Origin of the sequence: Mycobacterium sp. DL (assembly GCF_039729195.1) — a bacterium.
GTDB classification, from domain to species: domain Bacteria; phylum Actinomycetota; class Actinomycetes; order Mycobacteriales; family Mycobacteriaceae; genus Mycobacterium; species Mycobacterium hippocampi_A.
The window spans coordinates 761677-784652 of record NZ_CP155796.1 but is presented as its reverse complement, the minus strand read 5'-3'; the positions used below and the strand labels follow the sequence as shown (position 1 = coordinate 784652).

At 67.5% G+C, this 22976-nt stretch carries 24 protein-coding genes and 2 riboswitches; of the genes, 6 read left to right on the top strand and 18 right to left on the bottom strand.

From position 1 onward, the window contains the following. The first annotated feature begins 60 nt into the window (after positions 1-60). Positions 61-588, top strand: coding sequence for a MaoC family dehydratase N-terminal domain-containing protein (locus ABDC78_RS03770; protein ID WP_178361410.1), 528 nt, complete (start codon positions 61-63; stop codon positions 586-588). 5 nt (positions 589-593) lie between these two features. Here the strand turns inward: ABDC78_RS03770 and ABDC78_RS03765 are convergent, their stop codons facing one another. The 9 genes from ABDC78_RS03765 to ABDC78_RS03725 form a co-directional block, all read right to left on the bottom strand. After that, on the bottom strand, positions 594-1664 hold the full coding sequence (locus ABDC78_RS03765; protein ID WP_178361409.1) for a lysophospholipid acyltransferase family protein: 1071 nt from the start codon (positions 1662-1664) through the stop codon (positions 594-596). A gap of 39 nt (positions 1665-1703) precedes the next feature. Then, entirely contained in the window at positions 1704-2804 is a 1101-nt protein-coding gene (locus tag ABDC78_RS03760; protein WP_178361408.1) for an SDR family oxidoreductase, read from the bottom strand. Between the two features lie 29 nt (positions 2805-2833). Then, entirely contained in the window at positions 2834-2935 is a 102-nt protein-coding gene (locus ABDC78_RS03755) for an AURKAIP1/COX24 domain-containing protein (RefSeq protein WP_003402602.1), read from the bottom strand. 173 nt (positions 2936-3108) lie between these two features. Further along, positions 3109-3372 (bottom strand): helix-turn-helix domain-containing protein, encoded by a 264-nt coding sequence (locus ABDC78_RS03750; RefSeq protein WP_178361407.1) that lies wholly within the window; start codon positions 3370-3372, stop codon positions 3109-3111. 140 nt (positions 3373-3512) lie between these two features. Further along, positions 3513-4385 (bottom strand): pyrroline-5-carboxylate reductase, encoded by an 873-nt coding sequence (gene proC, locus ABDC78_RS03745; RefSeq protein WP_178361406.1) that lies wholly within the window; start codon positions 4383-4385, stop codon positions 3513-3515. Between the two features lie 59 nt (positions 4386-4444). Then, the gene (locus ABDC78_RS03740; RefSeq protein WP_178361405.1) at positions 4445-5251 is read right to left on the bottom strand and encodes a thioesterase family protein; all 807 of its coding nucleotides are present in this window, start codon (positions 5249-5251) and stop codon (positions 4445-4447) included. A gap of 15 nt (positions 5252-5266) precedes the next feature. Beyond that, positions 5267-6112 carry a sugar phosphate isomerase/epimerase gene (locus tag ABDC78_RS03735; protein ID WP_178361404.1) on the bottom strand — a complete coding sequence of 282 codons (846 nt, stop codon included), beginning with the start codon at positions 6110-6112 and terminating at the stop codon, positions 5267-5269. A gap of 13 nt (positions 6113-6125) precedes the next feature. Continuing rightward, positions 6126-7388: a hypothetical protein gene (locus ABDC78_RS03730; protein WP_178361403.1), complete on the bottom strand. Its 1263-nt coding sequence runs from the start codon at positions 7386-7388 to the stop codon at positions 6126-6128. Between the two features lie 27 nt (positions 7389-7415). After that, positions 7416-8414 (bottom strand): Ppx/GppA phosphatase family protein, encoded by a 999-nt coding sequence (locus ABDC78_RS03725; protein ID WP_178361402.1) that lies wholly within the window; start codon positions 8412-8414, stop codon positions 7416-7418. 12 nt (positions 8415-8426) lie between these two features. Here ABDC78_RS03725 and ABDC78_RS03720 point away from each other — a divergent pair, with 12 nt between their 5' ends. Further along, the gene (locus ABDC78_RS03720) at positions 8427-9224 is read left to right on the top strand and encodes a hypothetical protein (RefSeq protein WP_178361401.1); all 798 of its coding nucleotides are present in this window, start codon (positions 8427-8429) and stop codon (positions 9222-9224) included. 12 nt (positions 9225-9236) lie between these two features. Here the strand turns inward: ABDC78_RS03720 and regX are convergent, their stop codons facing one another. From regX to ABDC78_RS03690, 6 genes are all read right to left on the bottom strand, one after another. Continuing rightward, positions 9237-9923, bottom strand: a complete 687-nt coding sequence (regX, locus tag ABDC78_RS03715) for a two-component sensory transduction protein RegX (RefSeq protein WP_178361400.1) — start codon at positions 9921-9923, stop codon at positions 9237-9239. Between the two features lie 7 nt (positions 9924-9930). Next, positions 9931-11124 carry an ATP-binding protein gene (locus ABDC78_RS03710; RefSeq protein ID WP_347133317.1) on the bottom strand — a complete coding sequence of 398 codons (1194 nt, stop codon included), beginning with the start codon at positions 11122-11124 and terminating at the stop codon, positions 9931-9933. A gap of 150 nt (positions 11125-11274) precedes the next feature. Continuing rightward, positions 11275-12027 carry a phosphoglyceromutase gene (locus ABDC78_RS03705; protein WP_178361399.1) on the bottom strand — a complete coding sequence of 251 codons (753 nt, stop codon included), beginning with the start codon at positions 12025-12027 and terminating at the stop codon, positions 11275-11277. A 25-nt stretch (positions 12028-12052) separates the two neighbouring features. Continuing rightward, positions 12053-12574 carry a YbjN domain-containing protein gene (locus tag ABDC78_RS03700; protein WP_178361398.1) on the bottom strand — a complete coding sequence of 174 codons (522 nt, stop codon included), beginning with the start codon at positions 12572-12574 and terminating at the stop codon, positions 12053-12055. After that, positions 12571-13896 carry a D-inositol-3-phosphate glycosyltransferase gene (gene mshA / locus ABDC78_RS03695; protein ID WP_178361397.1) on the bottom strand — a complete coding sequence of 442 codons (1326 nt, stop codon included), beginning with the start codon at positions 13894-13896 and terminating at the stop codon, positions 12571-12573. Before mshA ends, ABDC78_RS03700 begins: the two co-directional genes overlap by 4 nt. Before the next feature lie 10 nt (positions 13897-13906). Beyond that, the gene (locus tag ABDC78_RS03690) at positions 13907-15187 is read right to left on the bottom strand and encodes an ROK family transcriptional regulator (protein WP_178361396.1); all 1281 of its coding nucleotides are present in this window, start codon (positions 15185-15187) and stop codon (positions 13907-13909) included. A gap of 189 nt (positions 15188-15376) precedes the next feature. On the opposite strand from ABDC78_RS03690, the gene ABDC78_RS03685 reads away from it, so the two are divergent. Then, positions 15377-16135: an SDR family oxidoreductase gene (locus tag ABDC78_RS03685; RefSeq protein WP_178361395.1), complete on the top strand. Its 759-nt coding sequence runs from the start codon at positions 15377-15379 to the stop codon at positions 16133-16135. Between the two features lie 4 nt (positions 16136-16139). On the opposite strand, the gene ABDC78_RS03680 is transcribed toward ABDC78_RS03685, so the two are convergent. Next, positions 16140-17429, bottom strand: coding sequence for an Ig-like domain-containing protein (locus tag ABDC78_RS03680; RefSeq protein ID WP_178361394.1), 1290 nt, complete (start codon positions 17427-17429; stop codon positions 16140-16142). A gap of 15 nt (positions 17430-17444) precedes the next feature. Further along, a complete protein-coding gene (locus ABDC78_RS03675) occupies positions 17445-18494 on the bottom strand; it encodes a UDP-N-acetylmuramate dehydrogenase (protein ID WP_178361393.1) in 1050 nt (349 codons plus the stop codon). A 26-nt stretch (positions 18495-18520) separates the two neighbouring features. On the opposite strand from ABDC78_RS03675, the gene ABDC78_RS03670 reads away from it, so the two are divergent. After that, positions 18521-19033 carry a DUF2505 domain-containing protein gene (locus tag ABDC78_RS03670; protein WP_178361392.1) on the top strand — a complete coding sequence of 171 codons (513 nt, stop codon included), beginning with the start codon at positions 18521-18523 and terminating at the stop codon, positions 19031-19033. Between the two features lie 22 nt (positions 19034-19055). Continuing rightward, a complete protein-coding gene (locus tag ABDC78_RS03665; protein ID WP_178361391.1) occupies positions 19056-19865 on the top strand; it encodes a class I SAM-dependent methyltransferase in 810 nt (269 codons plus the stop codon). Positions 19866-19896: 31 nt separating this feature from the next. On the opposite strand, the gene ABDC78_RS03660 is transcribed toward ABDC78_RS03665, so the two are convergent. Further along, positions 19897-21438, bottom strand: coding sequence for a sodium:solute symporter family protein (locus ABDC78_RS03660; protein ID WP_178361390.1), 1542 nt, complete (start codon positions 21436-21438; stop codon positions 19897-19899). Between the two features lie 54 nt (positions 21439-21492). Next, positions 21493-21599: riboswitch (guanidine-I (ykkC/yxkD leader) on the bottom strand. Between the two features lie 119 nt (positions 21600-21718). Continuing rightward, positions 21719-21789, top strand: a riboswitch (guanidine-III (ykkC-III) riboswitch). A gap of 11 nt (positions 21790-21800) precedes the next feature. Here ABDC78_RS03660 and ABDC78_RS03655 point away from each other — a divergent pair. Continuing rightward, a complete protein-coding gene (locus ABDC78_RS03655; protein WP_347133316.1) occupies positions 21801-22955 on the top strand; it encodes an agmatinase family protein in 1155 nt (384 codons plus the stop codon). Positions 22956-22976: the final 21 nt, after the last annotated feature.

Sequence of the window (22976 nt, the reverse complement as noted above, 5' to 3'; positions counted from 1 at the left end):
GCTACCCGAGGGAACGGAAGACAATCGCCATGGGCATCAGCGAGGAGCGAAGGATCGCGCATGGGCATCGCTGACGACATCATCGGAACCCACTACCGGTATCCGGACCACTTCGAGGTCGACCGCGAGAAGATCCGCGAGTTCGCCCGCGCCGTGAAGGACGACCATCCGGCTCACTTCACCGAGGAGGCGGCCGGCGAGTGTGGCCAGGACGCCCTCATCGCGTCGGTGACATTCCTCGCCGTGGCGGGACGGCGCGTGCAGGCGGAGATCTTCAACCAGTTCGATCTGCCGTTCAACATGGAGCGCATCCTGCACCGCGATCAGAAGCTGGTCTTCCACCGGCCGATCCTGGCCGGCGACAAGTTGTTCTTCGACTCCTACCTCGACTCGGTGACCGAGTCCCACGGCGCGGTGCTCACCGAGATCCGCGGTGAAGTGACCGATGCCGAGGGCAAGCCGGTGATCACCAGCATCGTCACCGTGATGGGTGAAGCCGCGTCCGACGTCGAAGCCGACGAGATCACCGACAAGGTCGCTGCCGGACGCGAGGCCGCCCTGTCAAAATTTGTTGCTGGGCAAAAGTAGCGCCGCTACCCCAGGAACATGTTGCGGCGATTCGCCAGCAGCTGATAGAGCGTCTGCTGGATGGTCTCGCGCACCTGGTCGGTCAACTCGAAGGTGACCATCGGATCGTCGGCAGCGGACTCGTCGTAGCCGGCGGTGTCGATGGGCTCGCCGAACTGGATGTGCCACTTCGACGGCAGCGGTACCAGACCGAGCGGACCTGTCAGCGGGAAAAGCGGAGTGATCGGGAAGTAGGGCAGACCCAGCAGGCGCGCCAACAACTTGACGTCGGCGACCATCGGGTAGATCTCCTCGGAACCGACGATGGAACACGGCACGATCGGCGCCTTCGTCCGCAACGCCGCCGACACGAACCCGCCGCGGCCGAAACGCTGCAGCTTGTAGCGGTCTTTGAAGTGTTTACCGAGACCTTTGTAGCCCTCGGGGAAGACGGCGGTGAGCTCACCGGCGGCCAGCAGGCGGTGCGCGTCGTCGGTGCACGCCATCGTGTGGCCGGCCTTGCGGGCGGCCTGTCCGACCATCGGCATGTCGAACACCATGTCGGCGGCCAGCAGGCGCAGATCCCGGTGCGCGGGGTGCTTGTCGCGGACCGCGACCGACGTCATCAGCCCATCGAACGGCAGGACCCCGGCGTGGTTGGCCACCACCAGTCCGGCGCCGGACTCCGGCAGGTTCTCGATGCCGCTGACCTCGACCCGGAACCAGGAGTTGAAGAAGACTCTCAGCAAAGGCAGGAAGATAGCGTCGTTGAGGTGCGGATCGAAGCCGAACTCGTCGACGTTGTAGTCGCCCGTCATCCGTTTACGCACAAAATCGGCGACGGCGGCGATGCGCTGGGCGAGCTCGTTAGGAGTTTCGTCCTCTGCGGGCGCTCCGGCAGCGGTAGTGCGATGTTGGTCGATCTCACGGACGACGGCCGCGATCTGTTCGGCCGATGCGTGGTTGCCAGGGTCGCCCAGGAGCGAGGGATGACGACGCGAACTGTCCACCCGCTGCGCGGCCGCGCGACGTTGAGCCGCGCTGCGTCCCGAATTGGAATGCAGCGGAATCACTTTCGCTCTTGGTTCACCCGCCACCGGCACATCCTCTCCCCACCCCGCCCTAAGTAGTGAAGTCTAGCGCCCCCAGCGCTGCGCCGCCGCCACCGCGCGACCCTCCGCCGCCTGGACCCACCGTGGGTCGACGATCGGCGTCAGGCCGCGGCCGCGCACATAATCGTCGAAAGCCTCCGCGGTCGTCCATTTTGTGGCGAACCCGAGTTCGCTGCGCATCCTCGTGGTGTCCATGACGCGGCCATAACTCAGATAGTCGAGTTGCTCGCGATCGAGTTCCGAGTTGCGGGCGGCCCGCCACAGCGAATCCACGGCCACCAGCGCGGGGCGCGGCACCGGCAGCGCCAGCCGTCCCGACCTGCGGATGGCCTGGCTCATCATGATGATCCCCGACGCCCCGACGTTGAAGGTGCCCGCTTTGCCGGCCATCGTCGCGCGTTCGAGCGCACCGAGCGCGTCCTGCTCGTGCAGGAGTTGCAGACGCGAGTCGTGCCCGATCACCGTCGGCACCACCGGGCCGGCGAGGTACCGGGACAACGCGGTGTCCATGGCCGGGCCGATCATGTTGGCCAAGCGCAGAATGGTCACCGCGATGTCAGGCCGGCGCCGTCCGAGGCCGCGCGCATAACCTTCGATGTCGATGCTGTCGCGGGCGAAACCCTCACCTGGCGGCCTGCGGCGGCTGCTGCTCTCGGCGAACAGCACCGGGTCACGTGCACTGGAGCCGTACACCTCGGAGGTGGACTTGAGGATGACGCGACGCACCGACGGCGCCTTCTGGCAGGCGGCGAACAGCTGGATCGCGCCCATCACGTTCAGTTCCTTGAGCGTGGCCCGCCCACCGGAACGAGGCGAGTACGACGCGGCGGCCGCGTGCACCACGGTGTCCACGTCGCCGTTTCGGATGACCTTGGCGATGAAGGGGTTGCGGATGTCGGCGCGGACGAACTCGGCCCGGCCCATCCTGCGCAGCAGATCCTTGCTGGGCGCGATCGCGTCCACCGCGATCACGCGGTTGATCAGCGGGTTTTGCGCCAATCGTGCAATCAGGTAGCCGCCCAGGAACCGGCACGCGCCGGTGACCAGTACGACTTTCGGATAGTCCAAGCCGCCACGGGAATCAGACCCGTCGAAGTTGCCCCCGGAATGACCCGCAGAGTCCATCGGGACAGCCTAGCGACCGGGCAGCAGTACTACTTGCCCAGTTTTCTGCGCTGCACCCGGGTGCGACGAAGCAGCTTGCGGTGCTTCTTCTTCGACATGCGCTTGCGCCGCTTCTTGATGACAGAACCCATGAACTCCGCTACCTAAAGTTGTCTTGAAGATCTTTCGGACACCGAACGCGGTCGGCGTCAGCCTCGACCGATCACCTTACCTGGGCGGCGCAGCACGTCGAAATCGACCTTGGGCAGGCCAACTGCGAGAGCATGCCTGCGTACGTTCGGGTGAGCGCTCGCGCGAAGAGCACTCAGCCTGCGTCGAAGTACGAACTCTCGAGCATGTCGTGGACTGCCTTGGCGTGCACCCGGAACGAGCGGCCCACCCGCACTGCGGGCAGCTCACCGTTGTGCACCAGCCGGTACACGGTCATCTTGCTGACCCGCATGAGGCTTGCCACCTCCGCCACGGTGAGAAACTGAGCTCGAGGCTGTTGGCCTTCGGACTGTCCGGCGTCGCGCGCCGCCTTTCCGCTGGCCGCATCCCGCGCCGACGGGCCGTTCATAGACGTCATCGCAACCCAATCCATCAGGCACGGGCAGTTCCAGCGGCTTCCCCACCGCTGGCACCAAACCCGTGCTTACCACTGGGAGAATAGCGTGGCAGGTGGGGTTACTGCGACGGGTGTGGGCTAATCAGTTTGAAATTGGTTAACTACTCCGTTGTAATTCCGAGCTGCTCAGAGCGTATTTTTGCGGCCGCCACCGCGTTGGCGACCGCCGACCGCAACCCACCCCGTTCGAGTTCGCGCAGACCAGCAGCGGTGGTGCCGCCCGGCGAGGTGACCGTGGCCCGCAGTTGCGCGGGCGAGGTGTCCACTGTCAGCCCCAAGCCCGAGTCGCCGTTCGGTGAGGCGTCGTCGAGCCGCTCGAGCAGCATTGCCGCCGACCCCGCCATCGTCTGCACCGCCAGTTCGGTGGCCGTCGACCGCGCCAGGCCCGCGTCCACGGCGGCGTCGACGAGCGCTTCGACCATCAGGAAGAAGTACGCGGGACCGGAACCGGACACCGCGGTGACGGCGTCGAGTTGGGACTCGGCGACGGTGAGCACGCCGCCGACGGCGTCGAACAGCGCAGAGACCTCCTTGAGGTGTTCGGCGGTGGCGAACCGACCCGGCGCGAGCGCGCTCACTGCACCGCCGACCAGCATCGGCGCATTGGGCATGACCCGCACGACCGGTGATCCTGCCGGCAGCTTGGCCTCGTAGTAGGCCGAGGTGACCCCCGCGGCGACGGTCACAAAAACCTGTTCGGCCGCATTGCTTTCCGCCTTGGCCGCGGTGTCGGCGATGTCACCGATGACATGCTGCACGTCGGCGGGTTTGACCGCGACGATGACGTAGGTGGCGGCGTCGACAGCGTCCGCGACCGTCGTCACCCTCACCGCGTACTTGTCGGCGACGTACTTGGCACGCTTGACATCCCGCTCGGCGACGACGAGGTCCTTGACCTGCTTTCCCGAGCGCAGCAGCCCCGCCAAGAGCGCCTCGCCGATACTTCCACCGCCGATGATCGCGATTCTGGGCATGCCGGAAAGCATCCCACGGCGCCGGGATCGGACGCTCGGCGGCGTCACTGCTCCGGCGGCTACTCGGCGGGCACCATCGCCAACTGTCGGCTCTGCACGATGATCCGGCCTTCACAATCGACCACGATGTGGTCCTCGTCGAACCAGTCCTGCCCGATCTGGGTCGCCGTACACATCACCCGCAGCCAGCCGTCGGCCGGCCGCGCCCGCAGATAGGCCGTCAGCTGCACCGTCGGCGCCCAGCCGAACCTGTTGACGCCGAAGGTCACCGGTGCCGACACATCGCCGCACAGCAGCGCGAACAACACGTCGGGGGCGACTCCCTTGGGTCGCACCCAGTACTCGATGACGGGCATCCCGCCGTCGCCCCGAGGCGTGAACGACGTCAGCGACGGCCGGATGTCACAGCCGTGCGCAAGGTGGACGACGTCGGCCATCGAATGGCCCGGGCCGATCGGTTCCAGACCGGGAGGCGGTTCGGGCGTCATGAGCGGCACCACCGGATTGACCGACAGCAACGGCGGTACATGGTGCTCAGGGGTTCCCATCGTGATGACGGCGCGCAGCGCGGTTCGCTCCCCCTGCTTCAGCTCGACGTCGACCAGGCTGACCCGGCGTCCCCGCTTCCGCACCGTGGTGACCACCTGCATGGGGCCCGGATCGGGCGCCCACAGAAAGCTTCCCGACACCGCGATCGGTTCGACTCCGTCGAGCTCCGTGCGGGCGGCGTTGGCGCACAGCGCCAGCATCGCACCACCGTGGACCTTGGGCCCGATCGTCCAGTGTTCGTTCAGCACACCGTCGTACACGCCGTCACCGGAGGCGGTCAGCAACATGGCGTCGGTGAACAGGGTGGAACTGGTCATGGGCGTCCTGAGTTGTCAGCGCAGCAGGTGCGCGCGGGCGTACTGCAGCGATTCGGAGAGCAGCGCCTCGCGTTCGGCAGCGGTGCGCGCACCGGAAGTGGTCACCTCGAGGATGACATGGCCGGCGAAGTCGCTCGCGGCCAGTGCCTCGCAGATCTCCGCCGTCGGCTGGGTGCCGCGGCCGGGCACCAGATGTTCGTCGGCTGACGCGCCACTGCCGTCGCACAGGTGCAGATGCACCAGCCCCTCACCCATCCGGCGGGCCATGTCGATGGCATCGGTGCCGGCTGTGGCGGTGTGCGACAGGTCGAGGGTGTAGTGCGCATGGCCGCCGTCGAGGGGATCGTAGGAGGGCGCGAACGCCGAGATCCCCGGACCCGGGTTGCCGCCGCGCTTGCGCATCCGCTCGATCGACGTCTGCCCCGCTCCGAAGAATCTGTCGGCACGGAACGGGAACATGTTCTCCACCGCGACCAGGATGTCGCTGGTGGCTTCGAGTTCGGCCACCTGATCGGCGAACCCGTCGGCGTAGCGACGCTGCCAGCGAAACGGTGGGTGGACCACCACCGTCTGCGCCCCGAGTTGCTCAGCGGCCCGCACGCTGCGTTCCAGCTTCGGGATCGGGTTGGCGCCCCAGACGCGCTGCGAGATCAGCAGGCATGGAGCGTGCACCGACAGCACGGGCACCTGGTAGCGCTCGACCAGCTCGGCAACGGCGTCAACATCTTGGCTGACCGCCTCCGCCCAGACCATCAGCTCGACGCCGTCGTAGCCCAGACGGGCGGCGTACTCGAATGCGGCCTCGGTCCTCAGCGGGTAAACCGAAGCCGTCGACAGGCCGACCTTGATGGCGGGGCGCACAGTCCGTGGGCCGTCAGCCCGATTGCAGCAACGCCAGCGGGCCGAGTGTCACCAGCGCGCCGACCGCCACCGCGATCAGGGTGCTGCCGATGTCCTCGGTCTTGCGGACCACCCGAACGCCGACCACCAACCCGAGGATCACCAGGACCGACAACACCAACGCGACGATGTTGTTCCACTTCCAGAGCTGGTCGAAGGCCACGAACAGGCCTGCGCCGAGCACCACCGCGATGACGCTCTGGCCCACGATCCACAGGCCGTGCACAAACGTCGACATCTGACGAGGTTCAGCGGTCTCGGTGTCGTCCTCGTCGTCGAGATCCTCGTCGAGATCGGCCTCGTCACCCAGGTTGATGTCTTCCGGTGACGGCCGGGTCCCCCGCCTGGCGAGGTCGTCGGCGACGGTCTGCCCGCCGAACAGCGGGTCCTGGGTCGAGCGCAGGTAGGACGGTAACTCCTCGCTGTCGTCGGTGTCGAGCGCGGCTTCGTCGTCCAGATCCTCGATGTCGTCCGGCACCTCCAGATCGAGAGACGAGTCGACCAGATCGGTCTTGTCGCCGTCGTCGAGGGGGTCCGGGCTCATGAGCTCGGCGTCGACTGCCGCAGACTCGTCGGTCTTCGTCGCGGACTGACGTCCGAAGCCGAATCGGCGCGGCGGCGGCGCCACGAAGCCGACCGGGTCCGGATCCGTATCGCGGTGCTCGAGATGTGCGGCGTACTCGGCGACCGCGTCGGCGTAGTCGTCGTCGGTGCTGTCCGGGTCGGCGCCCGATTCGACGTCGGTGGCCTCTGCGGGCTCTACATCCTCGGCGACCGCGTCCTCGGCAATGTCGTCCCCGGCAACTTCGTCCTCGGCGACCGCGTCCTCGGCAACGTCGTCCTCGGCAACGTCGTCTTCGGCAACGTCGTCCTCGACGACCTCTGCCTCGGACTCAGGCTCGACCTCTGCCTCGACCTCTGCCTCGGGCTCGGGCTCGGGCTCTACAGCTTCAGGTTCGACAGCTTCAGGTTCGACAGTCTCGGGCTCGACCGCGGTGTCGTCGGGCTCGGCCTGCTCCTTCACTGCAGCAGCGGGAGCCTCGGCCGGATCGGTGTCCGTGGGCCGGATGATCGGGATCTCACCGGTGAGTTCGGCGACGGTGACGGCATCGGCGTTGCCGCGCCGGCGACGGCGCCTGCCGCCGACCGGGGGTGCGCCGATCGTGCCGTTCTTCGCCAGCAACTCGGCGACCGAGATCGGCCGGGTGTCGCTGTGGTTGTCATCTGATCGAGTCATCGCCTGTCGCCTTTGAGCGTCGTTGCTTCACCGTCCAGCATTACGTACGGACATCCTTCGTGAGACCGATTCTCCGGCGCCGCCGACGAGGGCTGTTCCGTCGGCTTCGCTGTCGAGTTTCCGCAGGATCAGCCCCTCTCGCAATGCCCAGGGACAGATATCGACGCTCTCGATACCCAGTGCCTTCATGCTCGCCTCCGCCACCAGAGCGCCTGCGACGATCTGCGGCGCGCGATCGGCGCTCACCCCTTCCAGTTCCGCACGGTCGGACGCGGTCATCCTAGAGATGAAATTTATGAGTTGGCGAAGACCGGGCGCTGTCAGCGTCCGTTTGACCCGCGGTCCGGCCCCCGACGGCGCCGCGCCGGTCAACCTGGCCAGGGAGCGGAACGTCTTCGACGTCGCCACGGCCAGGTCGGGACTGCCCGCCTCGGCGATCACCACCCCGGCCTCCGACAGTTCGTTGGCCAGCCAGTCGCGGAGCATCGCAACCCGCCGGCGGCCGGGCGGATCCTCGGGCAACCATTCGCGCGTCATCCGGCCCGCCCCGAGCGGCAGTGACAGCGCGACGTCGGGTTCCTCGTCGACGCCGCTGGACAGCTCGAGCGATCCGCCGCCGATGTCGATGTTGATGATGCGTCCGGCGCTCCAGCCGTACCAGCGGCGCACCGCCAGGAATGTCAACCGGGATTCGTCGACGCCGCTGAGGACGCGAAGCGCAACGCCGGTCTCGGACTTCACCCGGGCCAGCACATCCTCGGAATTCTTCGCGTCGCGCACCGCGGAGGTGGCGAACGCCATCAGCTCCGAACACCCAGAGCTGGTGGCGATCTTGGCCAGTTCGTCGATGGTACCCACCAACTTGTCGGCGCCGCGGCGGGTCAGCTTGCCCGAGTTGTCGATAGCCTCGGCGAGCCGAAGCGAGGCCTTGGTCGAACTCATCGGCGTCGGGTGGCCGCCGCGGCGTGCGTCGACCACAAGCAGATGGACAGTGTTGCTGCCCACGTCGAGCACGCCTAATCGCACTCACCCAACCTAATGGGTCTACCGTGGAAAACCGTGACCGGATCGCATCATGGTGAGGTCGAACCGGATTTCGCCCGTGAATGGGTGGAGTTCTATGACCCGGACAATCCCGAACATCTGATCGCCGCGGACATGACGTGGCTGCTGTCGCGCTGGACCTGTGTGTTCGGCACCCCTGCCTGCCAGGGGACCGTCGAGGGCAGACCTGACGACGGATGCTGTTCGCACGGCGCGTTTCTGTCCGACGACGACGACCGCGCGCAACTCGACGACGCCGTCAAGCTGCTCACCGACGAGGACTGGCAGTACCGCGAGAAGGGCCTGGGCCGGAAGGGCTATCTCGAAATGGACACCTACGACGACAAACCCAACCTGCGGACGCGAAAGTACAAGGGCGCCTGCATCTTTCTGAATCGCCCCGGCTGGCCCGGCGGAATCGGGTGTGCGCTGCACAGCAAGGCGCTCAAGATCGGCGTGGAGCCGCTGACCCTCAAACCCGAAGTGTGCTGGCAACTGCCGATCCGCCGCACCCAGGAGTGGATCACCCGGCCCGACGACACCCAGGTGCTCAAGACGACGATCACCGAGTACGACCGACGCGGCTGGGGTGAAGGGGGCGCCGATCTGCACTGGTACTGCACCGGCGACCCGGCCGCCCACGTCGGCGCCAAACAGGTCTGGCAGTCCTACGCACCGGAACTCACCGAACTTCTCGGCGAGAAGACCTATGCGGAGCTGGCGGCAATGTGCAAGCGCCGCAGCGGTTTGGGCCTCATCGCCATCCACCCCGCAACCCGGGCCGCCGAGTGATCTCGGAGGCGCTCAGCCTTCCAGCTTGTAGCCCAGACCGCGCACCGTCACCAGATGCACCGGGTTCGCCGGGTCGGCCTCGATCTTGCTGCGCAACCTCTTGACGTGCACGTCGAGGGTCTTGGTGTCGCCGACATAGTCGGCGCCCCACACCCGGTCGATCAACTGACCGCGGGTCAGGACCCGGCCGCTGTTGCGCATCAGGTACTCGAGTAGATCGAATTCCTTGAGCGGCAGCGTGATCGGGCTGCCGTTGACACTGACCACATGCCGCTCCACATCCATGCGGACCGGCCCCGCCTCGAGCACCCCGTCACCGATGCCGATGTCGTCGGCCTCGACACCGCGGCGCAGCACGGCCCGGATCCGGGCGATCAACTCACGAGCGGAGTACGGCTTGGTGACGTAGTCGTCGGCGCCGAGTTCGAGGCCCACCACCTTGTCGATCTCGCTGTCGCGGGCGGTCACCATGATGACCGGGACGCTCGAGCGTGACCGCAACTGCTTGCAGACATCAGTGCCGCTCATCCCGGGCAGCATCAGATCCAACAACACGATGTCAGCGCCTGCGCGCTCGAATTCAGCCAGGGCCGAGGGCCCGTCGGTCACCACGGTGGCCTCGAAGCCCTCCTTGCGGAGGAGAAAGGCCAGGGGATCGGCCAAGGACTCCTCGTCCTCCACGATCAGCACGCTGGTCATCTATGTACTAGTCCTCTCGGTCGTCTTGGTCGTCGGCATCGTCGCCGACATCACCGTCTAGGTAGGCGGGAATCGACAACGTGAACGTCGACCCCGTCCCGGGTTGGCTCCACAATCGAATGGAGCCATTGTGATTGGCGGCGACGTGCTTGACGATCGCCAGCCCCAGTCCCGTGCCTCCGGTGGCACGCGACCGCGCCTTGTCGACGCGGAAGAACCGTTCGAACACCCGCTCCTGATCGGGGCGGGCGATGCCGATACCGCGGTCGGTGACCGCGATCTCGATGTTGTCACCGCGTCGGCGACGACTGATCGACACCGAAGATCCGTTGGGCGAGTAGGCAATTGCATTGGACACCAGGTTGGCGATGGCAGTCACCAGCAAGGTCTGGTCTCCGAGCACCCGGAAGCCCGTCGGTGGGTCGGTGGTGATCGCGATGTCAGCGTTGTCCGCGGCGACCTTGTGCCGCGACAGCGCCTCGGCGACAACGCTGTCCACGTCGACGCCCTCCAGATCGGGTAGCCGTTCGGCGCCCTGCAATCGGGACAGTTCGATCAGCTCGCCCACCATGTCGGCCAACCGGTGGGACTCGGTGAGCATCTTGCCTGCGAAGTGCCGGATCGTCTCGGGTTCGTCGCCCGAGGCCAGGATCGCCTCGGCCAGCACCCCCATCGCGCCCACCGGCGTCTTGAGCTCGTGGCTGACGTTGGCCACGAAATCCCTGCGCGTGGCCTCCATCCGGGCGTGCTCGGACTGGTCGTCGACATAAACCACCGCGAACCGCTTGTCGTCTTCGGTCAGCAGTCGCACATGGCCACGCACCGAGAGCCCGGACCGTCCCGGTCTGCTGCGTTTGCGCGGCGACAGGTCGACCTCGCCGTCCTCACCGGTGATCAGCGTGCGCTCGGCAGCCAGCCAGGCCCGATCGTCGAGCAACCGGTCACGGACCAGGCCGAGTTCCTTGGCGCGTTCATTGGTGTAGACCACGTCACGGTAGGTGTCGACGACCACGATCCCCACAGGCGACTGCGCCACCACGTGCCGGAGCATCTGGGAGACGGTGATGCCTGACTGCTCGGCGGATCGCCGGTAACGGCGTTCGCGGAGACGGGGCACCACCACCAACCCGAACGCGACACCGATCGACAATGCGAGCAGTGCCACGATCGCTGCGAGCAGCAGCGCCGATACGACACTCACGCGAAAAGCGTACGCACTCGGTGAACGTCATCCCAGCAGCGTGCGGCCAAATCGGGACAAGTCACAGAGTCAGACACGGATGTTCGGGTCCGTGTCCGCCATTGTTCACCCGTTGTTCGCCCGGTGACGACGCGTGCGCTGATCGGCCCTCTACTTGGCGCCCTGGGCGGCGACCGCGGCGGCGCCGGCCGCTGCCGCCTCGGGGTCGAGGTAGAGCCCCCCGGGCCGGGTCGGCTTGAGGTCCGAGTCCAGGTCGTAGCGAAGCGGGATTCCGGTCGGGATGTTCAGACCCACGACATCCTCGTCGGACATTCCGTCCAGGTACTTGACCAGCGCTCGAAGCGAGTTGCCGTGGGCAGCGATGAGCACCGTCTTACCCGCCTCCAGGTCGGGGACGATCACCTCCGTGAAGTAGGGCACGAACCGGTCGACCACGTCCTTGAGACATTCGGTCAGCGGCGGACCGCCGTCGATGTCGGCGTAGCGCGGGTCGCTGTCCTGGCTGAACTCGCTGCCCGGTTCGATCGCCGGCGGCGGGGTGTCATAGCTACGCCGCCAGGCCATGAACTGCTCGTCGCCGTACTTGGCTTTCGTCTCGGCCTTGTCCAGCCCCTGCAACGCTCCGTAGTGACGCTCGTTGAGCCGCCAGTCGCGGTGCACCGGGATCCAGTGCCGATCGGCGTTGTCGAGCGCGACGTTGGCCGTGGTGATGGCGCGTCTCAGCAGCGAGGTGTAGAGCACGTCGGGAAGCCGGTCCTGCTCTTTGATCAGCTTGCCGGCGCGGACCGCTTCCGCCATCCCCTTTTCGGTGAGGTCGACGTCGACCCAGCCGGTGAACAAATTCAGCGCGTTCCACTCGCTCTCGCCGTGGCGGAGAAGGATCAGCGTCGCGGTATCTGCCATGCGCTCGATCCTCTCATGGCAGCGATCAGTCGTCGTCTTGATCGTCGATGAGATGTTCAAACGCCCGCAGATTGCTCAGCGACTCACCGCGCGACACCCGCCATTCCCACTCCCTCTGGATGGAAGTGCGAAATCCCAACTCCAACAACGTATTGAAGTCCGTGTCGACTGCCTCGAGCACCTGCCCGAGCACCCGGTCGATCTCGTCGGCGCACACCGACGCCAATGCCATCCGGCCGACGAGGTAGATGTCGCCGGTGTTGTCCAGCGTGTAGGCGACGCCGTAGAGCCTGCGGTTGCGCTTGAGCAGGAACTTGTAGACGCCCTGGTGGTTCTCGTCGGGCTGGCGGCACACGAATGCCTCGACGCGCACGGAGTGCTCGCCGATGGTCAGGATCGTGTTGGTCTTGAGTCTGCGCTCCCCCGGCAGTTCCACCACCAGCCCTGGCAGTCCACCGCGGGCTCCTGCGTGGCGGAGGTACGTCAGATCGTGTTCCTGCAGGGTTTTCTCGATCAGATCCTGGACCTGCTGCGGCTGATCGCTCATGCCCTCACCCCTCGCCGCATCGAGAACCTGCGCCCGCGACGGGGCGCAGGGGGACCCTGTTCACCGGCACGGTGATCGGCGATCGCGCGCCCGTAGCTGCTCAGCAGTGCATCGACGGTGTGCCCCCAGGAGAACTCGGCGGCATGCTCGACGGCGGCGCGTCGCATGCCCGCCGGGTCCCGCAAGAAGATGTCGCCGAGCGCTTTGGCCCAGTCGTCGGTGTCGTGCCCGTTCACCAGGGCACCGGTGACGCCGTCGCGGACCGCCACCGGGAGTCCGCCGACTGCGGCCGCGACCACCGGAGTGCCGCACGCCTGGGCTTCCACGGCCACCAGACCGAAGGACTCCGAGTAACTCGGGACCGCGACGACGTCGGCGGCCCGGTAGACCAGGACCAGGTCGTCGCGCGACTGCGGCGGTAGGAACGTCACCCGGTCGGTGATACCCAACTCGTCGGCAAGCTGAACAAGGCCGTCGGGGGTCGACATGCCATTGCCCGACGGACCGCCCGCGATCACGACGTGGATCCCCGGAAGTTCGGCGGCGGCGCGCAGCAGGACGTCGGGCGCCTTGAGCGGCTGGATGCGGCCGACAAAAGCCACGATCGAGGCATCGGGATCCAGCCCCAGCGCTGTGCGCGCGGCCTGGCGGTCACCGGGGGTGAAGGTGTCGAGGTCTACCCCCGGGTGCACCACATCGATGCGGGCCGGATCTGCCTGGTGCATCGAAATCAGCTGCTGCGCTTCATGTTCGGTGTTGACAATCAGCCGATCCGCCTCGTCGACCACCTGCTGTTCGCCGATCGACCGCATCGGCGGTTCCGGTGAATCCTCGGCGGCCAGCGCCGCGTTCTTCACCGCGGCGAGCGTGTGCGCAGTGTGCACCAGCGGCACCGCCCACCGATCCGCGGCCAGCCACCCGACCTGCCCGGAGAGCCAGTAGTGCGAGTGCACGACGTCGTAGTAACCGGGCTCGTGGGTGGCTTCGGCGCGCAGCACGCCCGCGGTGAACGCGCACAGCTGGGTGGGCAGATCGTTCTTGTCCAGCCCCTCGAAAGGGCCGGCCACCACGTTGCGCACCAGCACACCGGGCGCCACCGGGACGATCGGCTGATCGGTCGACGACGTGGCCCTGGTGAAGATCTCCACCTCCACGCCGCGCCGGGCCAGTTCCAGCGCGGTCTGCAGGACGTAGACGTTCATGCCGCCCGCGTCGCCGGTGCCGGGTTGCGCCAGCGGGGACGTGTGCACCGACAGCACCGCTACCCGGCGTGGCACGGGCAGTCGGGATGACGGGCCGGCCAGGTCGGTTGCTAGACGCACACCGTCATGTCTACACCGCGGCCCGACGGGCCTGCGCGCGGCGCATTGCACCGATCGGGTCGGCGTAGAGACCACTCAGCGACACCACGCCGGCTCCGGCCTCCTGGACCCGGTTGCCGAACGCCGTGACGCGCAGGTCCCGCCGCGGCAGCACCGATCGTCCGACGAATGCGGCCTCGACGGTGCCCATGGCCTCCGGGTACTCGGTGAACGCCTGGCCGCCGACCACAAGATCGTCCGGGTTGAGCATGTCCCGCAGCAGTGCGACGGCCTCGCCGAGGACCCGCGCCCGTTCGGTCACCAGCGCGACGGCCCGCTCGTCGCCCCGGCGCGCCGCCTTCAGTACGGCCGTCACCGTCGCCGCCGGACCCCCGGTGGGGATGAACCCGGCCGCGCGGGCCGCCGTCAGCACCGCCTCGTCACTGACCGTCGACTCCAGCGCCCCGGTGCCGCCCAGCAGGTCGGAGTGCGCGGGTAGGCCGGCGATCGTGCCGGGGCCGCTTGCCGGCGAGTGGACCTGGCCGCCGATGGACAGCGCGTAACCGACCGTCTCACGGGCGTAGACGTAGAGGCTGGTCGTTGTGCGGGTGGGTTGCCGGCGCACCCCGAGCAGCAGTTCGGCACCGGCCATGGCGTCGACGTGCGAGGCCAGCGACACCGGCAAGCCGAGAGACTCGGCCAGCACCGACCCGACGGGGGCGTCCGACCAGCCCAGTCGCGGATGGTCGAGGTAACCCGTGGTGCTGTCGACGACGCCACCCGACGCGACGCCGACCCACAGCGGGCGGCGCCGGTGCCAGCGCCTCAGGTACGTGCGGGCGCTGCCTGCGATCGCTGCCAGCGCGGCGGTCTGGCTGCCGTGCGGCGTCGGTGTCTCGACGACGTCGAGGGTTCGGCCGAGCAGGTCGGTGGCCACGATGCTGGTGGTGCGGGCACCGAGGTGGATACCCAGGGTCAGGTAGGGCTCGTGATCGACCTCGACCGGCACCCGAGGCCTGCCGATCGCCCCCGAGACCGCAAGGTCGGCGCGCTCGCGCAGCAATCCGGCGTCCAGCAGGGCGGTGACCTGACGGTTCACCGTGGCGATGCTGAGTCCGGTGGCCTGCGCGATGACGTCGCGGGCGATCGGACCCCGCAGCCTCGCCGCGCTGAACACCGCGGCGGCGGCGGCTTCCGGAATGCGCAACGGCGGCGCGACGATGTGGTGCAGAAGGGCCTGCGGGTAACGCCCGCCGGAGGTGCGGGGGCGCGTGCCGCGGGTGGTCGTGGCCGGCGTGAGAAGGGTGCTCATGGGATGTCCTCGGGAGGTCGGTCGGGTGGGGTCGAGGCCACACCAGGCGACTCAGCAGGACGTGATCAGTCCGGGTCGGTCAGGCGCGGCGGGGTGCGCAACAACAACACGCACGCCGCGCGGCAGCGCGGGCTGCCTGACCATTCGGGGACACGCGGCCAAATTAGCACGGCGACTAGGGTTGCGTACATGACGACTCCTTCAGACCCCCGCCGGGTCGCGGTGGTCACCGGAGCCAGCGCCGGAATCGGTGAAGCAATCGCGAGAACCCTTGCTGCACAAGGATTCCACGTGATCTGCGTCGCCCGGCGCGAGGCTCCGCTCATCGCTCTGGCCGCCGAGATCGACGGGACGCCGATTGTGGCGGACGTCACCGACAGCGAGGCGGTCGCGGCGTTCGCCGGCCGACTGGACCGGGTGGACGTGCTCGTCAACAACGCCGGCGGCGCCCGTGGGCTGGAGTCAGTGGCCGACGCCGACGTCGATCACTGGCGCTGGATGTGGGAGTCCAACGTGATGGGCACCCTGCATGTCACCCGGGCACTGCTGCCGAAGCTGATCGAGTCCGGTGACGGTCTGATCATCACGATCACCTCCATCGCAGCGCTGGAGACCTATGACAACGGCGCCGGCTACACCACGGCCAAGCACGCCCAGGGTGTCCTGCATCGCACGCTGCGTAGCGAGTTGCTCGGAAAACCGGTGCGGCTCACCGAGGTCGCGCCCGGCATGGTCCAGACCGACTTCTCGCTGCGCCGGTTCGACGGCGACTCAGAGCGCGCCGAGAAGGTCTACGAGGGTCTCACCCCGCTCGTGGCCGAGGACATCGCCGAGGTGGTCGGGTTCGTCGCGTCGCGCCCGTCGCACGTCGACCTGGACCTCATCGTGGTCCGGCCGCGCGATCAGGTCAGCGGCGCCATCGGGTCGCGCTTGAACCGGCGCACCTGACCCGCTAGCCGCCCGGGCTGCCCGCCGGTTGCGGCGCGCCCGAGGGGGTCACCGGCGCATTGCTGGGGATGTCGTTCGACACCTGCTGATCGGACAACGCCGACATCGAGGTCCATTCGTCCCACGGCACGGTCCAGTCCCAGATGTCACCGTCGCTGTAGGACAGCTGGATCCGGGTGCCGGTGACCTCGACCGGGTCGCCGTACATCGCGGTGTTGAAGTACTGCTGCGCATCCTCGGTGGACAGGTTGATGCAGCCGTTGGTGACGTTGCTGTTGCCCTGAGCGCCCGAACTGGCCGGGTTGGCGTGGATGAACTCGCCGTTGTTCGAGATCCGCACGGCGAACCGCTCGCGGACGTTGGCGTAGCCGGCCGCGGGGTTGGTCATGTAGAAGTCCTCGTACTTCTCGGTGACCACGTGGATGCCACTGCGGGTGACGTTGCGGTCCAGGTCGCCTTCGCCGTAGCTGCACGGCAGGGTCATGATGACGCCGGCGTCGGTGAGCACCTCGATCTGGTGCGACGATGCTTCGGCCCTGACGAGCTGGTAGCGCCCGACGGTGAAGTCCAGGGTCGAGTCGGCCGCACCGTACGCGCCGTCGCCGAAGGGGACACCGTAGAAGTTGGCGTCGACATGCACGGTGGTGCCCGCCGGGTAGTACTCGCGGGTGCGCCAGTGCACCCGGGAACCGCCGACTTCATCGGGCAGCCAGGCCCAGCCGCCCTCGACCTCCGGTGTCGTGGTGACGTTGAGCGCCTTCTCCACCGCGGCCCGGTCTTCCTCGGCGATCGCGGCATCGAACTGCATGATGATCGGCGCGGCGACGCCGACCGTCTGACCGTCGGCGAGCTGGAATCGGCCGTTGACCTGGTTCACCGGGTTCACCGTGGTGAACGATCCGGCGACCGGGACAGCCTTGCCGTCGTGCCCGACGACGGTGCCGCCCCAGGTGTAGGAGACCCCGTAGCCCAGCGGTTCGGTGACGGTGAAGGCGGTGCGGTCACGGTTGAGCGTGCCCGCGACGACCTTGCCGTCCGGGTTGGTCAGGTTGATCTTCTGGAACCACCCGTCGGAGACGTCGACGCCGACCCGCGCGGTGGGCATCACGTCGACCGACGAGTCGGAGGGTTCGAAGGCCAGCGATGGCTCAGCGGGTGCCTCCGCAGCCTCTCCGGCGGAGGTGCTGGTGTTGCGCATACAGGCCGCCAGGGCGCCTGGTGCGACAACGCCGACCGCCAGTGCGGTCAGGGCGCGACGTCGGGTGACCGACGGCACCGGGTGTCTAGGGCTCACGTTCACCCAGGGTACCTAGAGAAAACACCCGATCAGCACAGGCTCGGGTGTGAGTTCGATCCCGAATGCGGTTTCCACCCCGTCGCGTACCGCCCTGGCCAGCGCGAGGACGTCGGCGGTGGTCGCATGGCCGCGGTTGGTGAGCGCCAGAGCATGCTTGGTGGACAGGCGGGCGGGTGCCCCGGGGTCGGGATAACCCTTTCCGAAGCCGGCGCGCTCGACGAGCCAGCCCGCTGCCAACTTCACCCCGTCCGGCGCCGGATAGTTCGGCACCGGCCCCTCGACCGCGGCGGCGAGGCGGTCGAACTCGGCGTGCGTGACCACGGGGTTGGTGAAGAACGACCCCACGCTCCAGGTGTCGTGGTCGTGGTCGTCGAGCACCATGCCCTTGCCTGCTCGCAGCGACAGCACCGCCGCGCGCACCAGCGCCGGGTCCGCGCGCTGTCCCGGGGTGGTGTTCAGTGCGGCGGCCAGTTCGCCGTAGCGCAGCGGCGCGCTCAGTCCTGCCGGGTCCAGGGTGAACTCGACCTCCAACACCACCGAGGCCGACGAGTTCTTCAGAATGCTTGTGCGGTAACCGAACTGGAGATGATCCGGTGAGACCCAACGTTCGTCGCCGGTGCGCCGGTCCAACAGTCTGACCCGGCTGATGGTGTCGGCGACCTCGGCTCCGTAGGCGCCCACGTTCTGCACCGGAGTCGCACCCGTCGAACCCGGAATCCCCGACAGGCATTCCAGCCCGCCCAGGCCGTGCGCCAGCGACGCGACGACGACGTCATCCCATACCGCCCCGGCCTCGGCCCGCAGTACCGCGCCGTCGACGACGATCCCGGTGTTCGCCAACTTGACGACGGTCAGGCCGTCGAGGTCATCGGCGAGCAGCACGTTCGAACCGCCGGCCAGCACCAGTGCATCCGGACCGACGGCCCGCAGCACCTCGATGACCTGCTCGGTGGTCGTGCAGGTGAAGAGGCGACGGGCGACCGGCCCGACACGCAGGGTGGTCAACGGTGCCAGCGGCACGTTCTCGGCTACCGCCACGCCCCCTGTCGACGAAGAGACCACGGGCGGTAACGGTAGCGTGGTTTTTCATGCCGCGTTCATTCGACATGGCCGCCGAATACGACGGCACGGTCGAGCAGGTCCACCGCGCGTTCAGCGACGAGCAGTACTGGCTGGTGCGCCTGAGCGACTCCGGCACCGACCACGCCACGCTCGACGAACTCGCGGTCGGCACCGACGGCGGGATCCGCATCCGGACCACCCAGACGCTGCGCGCCGACAGGCTGCCCGCACTGGTGAGTCAATTCCACCGCGGCGACCTGAGTCTCGTGCGGGAGGAGACCTGGACGCCGTTGGTCGACGGGCGGGCGTCCGGGGTCGTCGTCGGCACCATCCCGGGGGCGCCGGCCAGCCTCAACGGCGATGCGGTGCTGGCGCCGACGGCCTCCCGGCCCGGTTCGCGGATGGATTTCTCCGCCACCGTGGAGGTCCGGGTTCCGCTCGTGGGCGGCAAGATCGAGAACTTCATCGGTGGCCAGCTGGTCGAGCTGCTCATCGCAGAGCAACGCTTCACCACGGTGTGGATCACGGAAAACTCCTGATCGGGAACTAGAATCAGGGCCCATGGCTCAGCGTGGGCAGGTCGCGCCGATCGGCGCGATCACCCGGGGCACCACGGGCCACAATCGGCTCCGGCGCAGCGATCGCTGGCTGGTGCACTCACCGCGGGTCCGCAACGCACTGCAGTCCGCTGCCGACCCGCTCGTCGTGGACCTCGGCTACGGCGCGCTCCCGGTGACGACGTTGGAGCTCGCGATGCGACTGCGGTGGGTCCGCTCCGACATCCGGGTGCTCGGACTCGAGATCGAACCGGACCGGGTGCGCGTCGGCCAGGCCGCCGTGCAGGACGGGTCGGTACCCGGGGTCGAATTCGCGCGGGGCGGTTTCGAGTTGGCCGGCCACCGACCGGCGCTGGTGCGCGCGTTCAACGTGCTGCGGCAGTACCCCGAGGACGCCGTGACCGAGGCATGGACGGCGATGCGGCGGGCCTTGGCGCCGGGCGGGCTGATCATCGACGGCACGTGCGACGAGCTCGGCCGGCGATGCTGCTGGGTGCTGCTCGACTCGACCTCGGTGGTGAGCCTGACGTTGGCGTGCGACCCGTTCGCCATCGAGCGGCCGTCGGATCTGGCCGAGCGGTTGCCCAAGGTCCTGATCCACCACAACGTCGCCGGCCGGCCGATCCACACACTGCTACAGGCCGCCGACCGGGCATGGGCCAGCGTCGCCGGCCACGGCGTGTTCGGACCCCGGGTGCGGTGGCGCGCGATGATGGAACTTCTTGTCGCCGAGGGATTCCCGGTGAAGTCACCGCGTCGGAGCCTTCGGGACGGCATCCTCACGGTGCCGTGGTCGGCCGTCGCCCCCGACTGAGCGGGATGGGCCGGCCGCCCTCGCACGTGCGCTACGTCGCTTCAGCCACGGCCTTGGCGGGAACGAGTGCGTCGTCCCCGTCCTTGCGGTCGACATCCTCAAGAGCGTCGTCGAGGTCCTGCGCCACTTGGATGTCGAGGCCGCGCAGATGCGCAGGCGGTGTCACCAGCGCCACGACGAGGTAGGTGATCAGCGACGCTCCAAATGCGATGAACGTCGGCCAACCGTCGAAGGACGGTCCGATCAGGTCGTTGGGGATGTAGAGGATGGTGTTGTCGACGCCGAACATCGTCGGGGTCATCACGAAGAGGACCAGCCTGACCGACAGACCCACCACGATCGCCGCCATCGCCGCCACACTGGTCCCCCGGCGCCACACCAGCCCGAGTACGAACGGCACGATCAGGCAGGCCAGCAAGAGGTCGAAAGCGAGTGTGAGCAGGATGCCGGTCTGCTTGACGTAGATCGCGAATCCCACCGAACCCAATGTCATCGGAATCATCATCAGTCGGGTGGCCCGCAGCAACGGATCGGCCTTGCCTTCGACATGCACCCGGCGCACCTGCCCGATGTTGCGGACGGCGACGGACGCGGTGGCCAGGATGGCGCCGTTGGCGGTGCTCATCGACGCCCCGACGATGCCGCAGAGCACGACGATGGTCAGCGCCACGGGCGCGTATTGATCGAGCAGGACGAACAGCACCGGTCCGTCGATCTCCGCCGGCAGGATCGCCGTCGAGGCCAATGCGATCAGTGCGAACGGAATGCCAATCGCGGCTGCGCCCCCGGCACCTACAAAGCATGCGCGCCTGGCGATCTCGGGACTACGGGCAGCAAAGATGCGCTGCATGAAGTCGATGGCCACGATGTCACCGATGCCCAGCGCGATCAGCGTCGCCCAGTTGATGGTGGCGCCCTGGGCCGGGTCTGTGAGTTGGCCGAAGTCGAACGGGTTCATACCCTGCGGGATGGTCAGACCGTAGGCGACGGTCACCCAGATCAGGGTGGCGACGGAGCCGACCAGGATCAGGGTCATCTGGATGATTGCGGTGTAGGCGTCGGCGATCATTCCGCCTGCACCGGTGTAGGCCACCACGATCAGGGCGATGGCGACGACACCCACCCAGTAGGGGATGCCGGCGAAGTAATTGAACAGGTAGCCACCGGCCACCAGGTTGCCCGCCACCAGGATGCAGAAAGCGGCGATCAGGAGGATCGACGACGAGATCTCCACCTTCCTGCCGAAGCGCAACCGGAAGTAGTCGGGAAAGGTCGTCAGCCCCATCCGGTTCATCGGCTTGGCGAAGAAGATGCCGGTCAGCACCAAGCACAGTGCCAGGCCGAGCGGTAGCGACGCCCCGGCCCAGAACCCGAATTCCGCTGCCAGATCAGTATTTCCAAGCGTGGCGTTGGTGTCGACGGCCTGACCCATCAACGCCGCGCCAACGAGCGGTAGCGGCAGCATGCGACCTGCCACCAGGAAGTTGGTGCTGTCGCCGCCGACCTTTCGGGCGACGTAGAAGCCGACAAATGCGACGAGGGCGATGCTGACGCCGATTCCGAAGAGAATCATCGAGGAGCCTCCTGCTAAATCGCCGGACGCAGAGCGCCCACACCCGGCAATGGAGCCTCCCGGGCTTTTATCCCGCCGTGGAACGGTCCGGCATCGCCGCCGGAGTCGCCTGCGTCTCTCGGACCAGACCCGCGAACGGCGGAACCCTAGACGCGCCCCACATGCCGATGTGAGTCCCGATCAGGAAAAACCCGCTTCGTTACGCCTTGTCGCGTGAGGTGTTAACGCCACGTTTCCGTTAGCGCTGGACAGCAATTCGCGACTGTGCCAACAATGAACCGCAGGGGGCCGCGTGAACCGGTTCCCCCGGACGAGGTGCGTCGTACCCGGTCAGCGACAAGACGGCGCGTGAAGGAGCGCTCGTGCCCGATTCTGGACATCCCGACCCGTCCCTGCCCAACGCCGAGGGGGCCTGGGCCCAGCAGGCGGAGGCGAATCTGTCGGACCGGCGACTCCGCGAGGAGATCGACCGCGGTCTGAGTTTCGGCCTGCAGGCCGCCCCCACGATCAACGACCGCACCATCTCGACGTTCGTCCGAGGCGAGAAACCGCACTTCGCCGGCGAGCGCGGCACCTTCCTCAAATGTCCGTTCATCGAGGACGTCAACGAGGTCGACGACGCCGAGGTCGCCATCTTCGGGGTGCCGCTCGACGCGGGTGCCACCTACCGCCCCGGAACACGGTTCGGACCGCAGGGCATCCGGCGCTCGACGAACCTGTTCGGCACCTACAACTACGAGTCCGGCGTCGACCTGCGCGAGCAACTCAACATGGTCGACATCGGTGACGTGTTCACCATCCCGGGCAACCTGGAGAAGTCGTTCGACCAGATCAGCCAGGCGATGGCACACGTCGCACAGAAGGGCGTGATGCCGATCGTGCTCGGTGGAGACCACTCCATCGGCTTCCCGACCATCCGCGGTCTGGCGCCCTACATGGACGGCAACATCGGCATCATCCATTTCGACCGCCATGTCGACACCCAGGAAACCGACCTCGACGAGCGGATGCACACCACGCCGTGGTTCCACGCGACCAACATCAAGAACGCTCCCGCGACGAACCTGGTGCAGATCGGCATCGGCGGGTGGCAGAGCCCGCGTGAGGGCGTCAAGGTGGGCCGCGACCGCAAGTCCACGGTGATCACCGTCGGCGACGTGGAGCGGGTCGGCATCGAAAAAATTGCGGAGACGGCCCTCGAGATCGCCTGGAAGGGCGCCAAGGCGGTGTACCTGTCGTTCGACATCGACGTCATCGACGCCGGCTTCGTGCCGGGAACGGGCTGGCCGGAACCGGGTGGTCTGCTGCCGCGGGAGGCGCTCAACCTGGTCAAGATGGTCTCCGAGCCGGGACTGGCCGGTATCGAGGTCGTCGAATGCTCGCCGCCCTACGACTGGGCCGAGCAGACCGCGCTGCTGAGTTCACGGGTGATCCTCGACAGCCTCGCCGCGCAGGTGCGTTCCGGCAAGCTCGGCAAGAAGTCGGCCGCTCTCAGCCGACCGGCCTGGGGACCGTAACGGTGCACTGACCTGTCGGCG

Bases quoted from the DNA above. Each gene is read 5' to 3' on its own strand.
- ABDC78_RS03770 (WP_178361410.1), top strand. From the start codon at position 61: ATGGGCATCGCTGACGACATCATCGGAACCCACTACCGGTATCCGGAC.
- ABDC78_RS03760 (WP_178361408.1), bottom strand. From the start codon at position 2,804: ATGGACTCTGCGGGTCATTCCGGGGGCAACTTCGACGGGTCTGATTCC.
- ABDC78_RS03755 (WP_003402602.1), bottom strand. From the start codon at position 2,935: ATGGGTTCTGTCATCAAGAAGCGGCGCAAGCGCATGTCGAAGAAGAAG.
- ABDC78_RS03750 (WP_178361407.1), bottom strand. From the start codon at position 3,372: ATGACGTCTATGAACGGCCCGTCGGCGCGGGATGCGGCCAGCGGAAAG.
- proC (WP_178361406.1), bottom strand. From the start codon at position 4,385: ATGCCCAGAATCGCGATCATCGGCGGTGGAAGTATCGGCGAGGCGCTC.
- ABDC78_RS03740 (WP_178361405.1), bottom strand. From the start codon at position 5,251: ATGACCAGTTCCACCCTGTTCACCGACGCCATGTTGCTGACCGCCTCC.
- ABDC78_RS03730 (WP_178361403.1), bottom strand. From the start codon at position 7,388: ATGACTCGATCAGATGACAACCACAGCGACACCCGGCCGATCTCGGTC.
- ABDC78_RS03720 (WP_178361401.1), top strand. From the start codon at position 8,427: ATGGGTCTACCGTGGAAAACCGTGACCGGATCGCATCATGGTGAGGTC.
- regX (WP_178361400.1), bottom strand. From the start codon at position 9,923: ATGACCAGCGTGCTGATCGTGGAGGACGAGGAGTCCTTGGCCGATCCC.
- ABDC78_RS03705 (WP_178361399.1), bottom strand. From the start codon at position 12,027: ATGGCAGATACCGCGACGCTGATCCTTCTCCGCCACGGCGAGAGCGAG.
- ABDC78_RS03700 (WP_178361398.1), bottom strand. From the start codon at position 12,574: ATGAGCGATCAGCCGCAGCAGGTCCAGGATCTGATCGAGAAAACCCTG.
- ABDC78_RS03690 (WP_178361396.1), bottom strand. From the start codon at position 15,187: ATGAGCACCCTTCTCACGCCGGCCACGACCACCCGCGGCACGCGCCCC.
- ABDC78_RS03685 (WP_178361395.1), top strand. From the start codon at position 15,377: ATGACGACTCCTTCAGACCCCCGCCGGGTCGCGGTGGTCACCGGAGCC.
- ABDC78_RS03670 (WP_178361392.1), top strand. From the start codon at position 18,521: ATGCCGCGTTCATTCGACATGGCCGCCGAATACGACGGCACGGTCGAG.
- ABDC78_RS03665 (WP_178361391.1), top strand. From the start codon at position 19,056: ATGGCTCAGCGTGGGCAGGTCGCGCCGATCGGCGCGATCACCCGGGGC.
- ABDC78_RS03660 (WP_178361390.1), bottom strand. From the start codon at position 21,438: ATGATTCTCTTCGGAATCGGCGTCAGCATCGCCCTCGTCGCATTTGTC.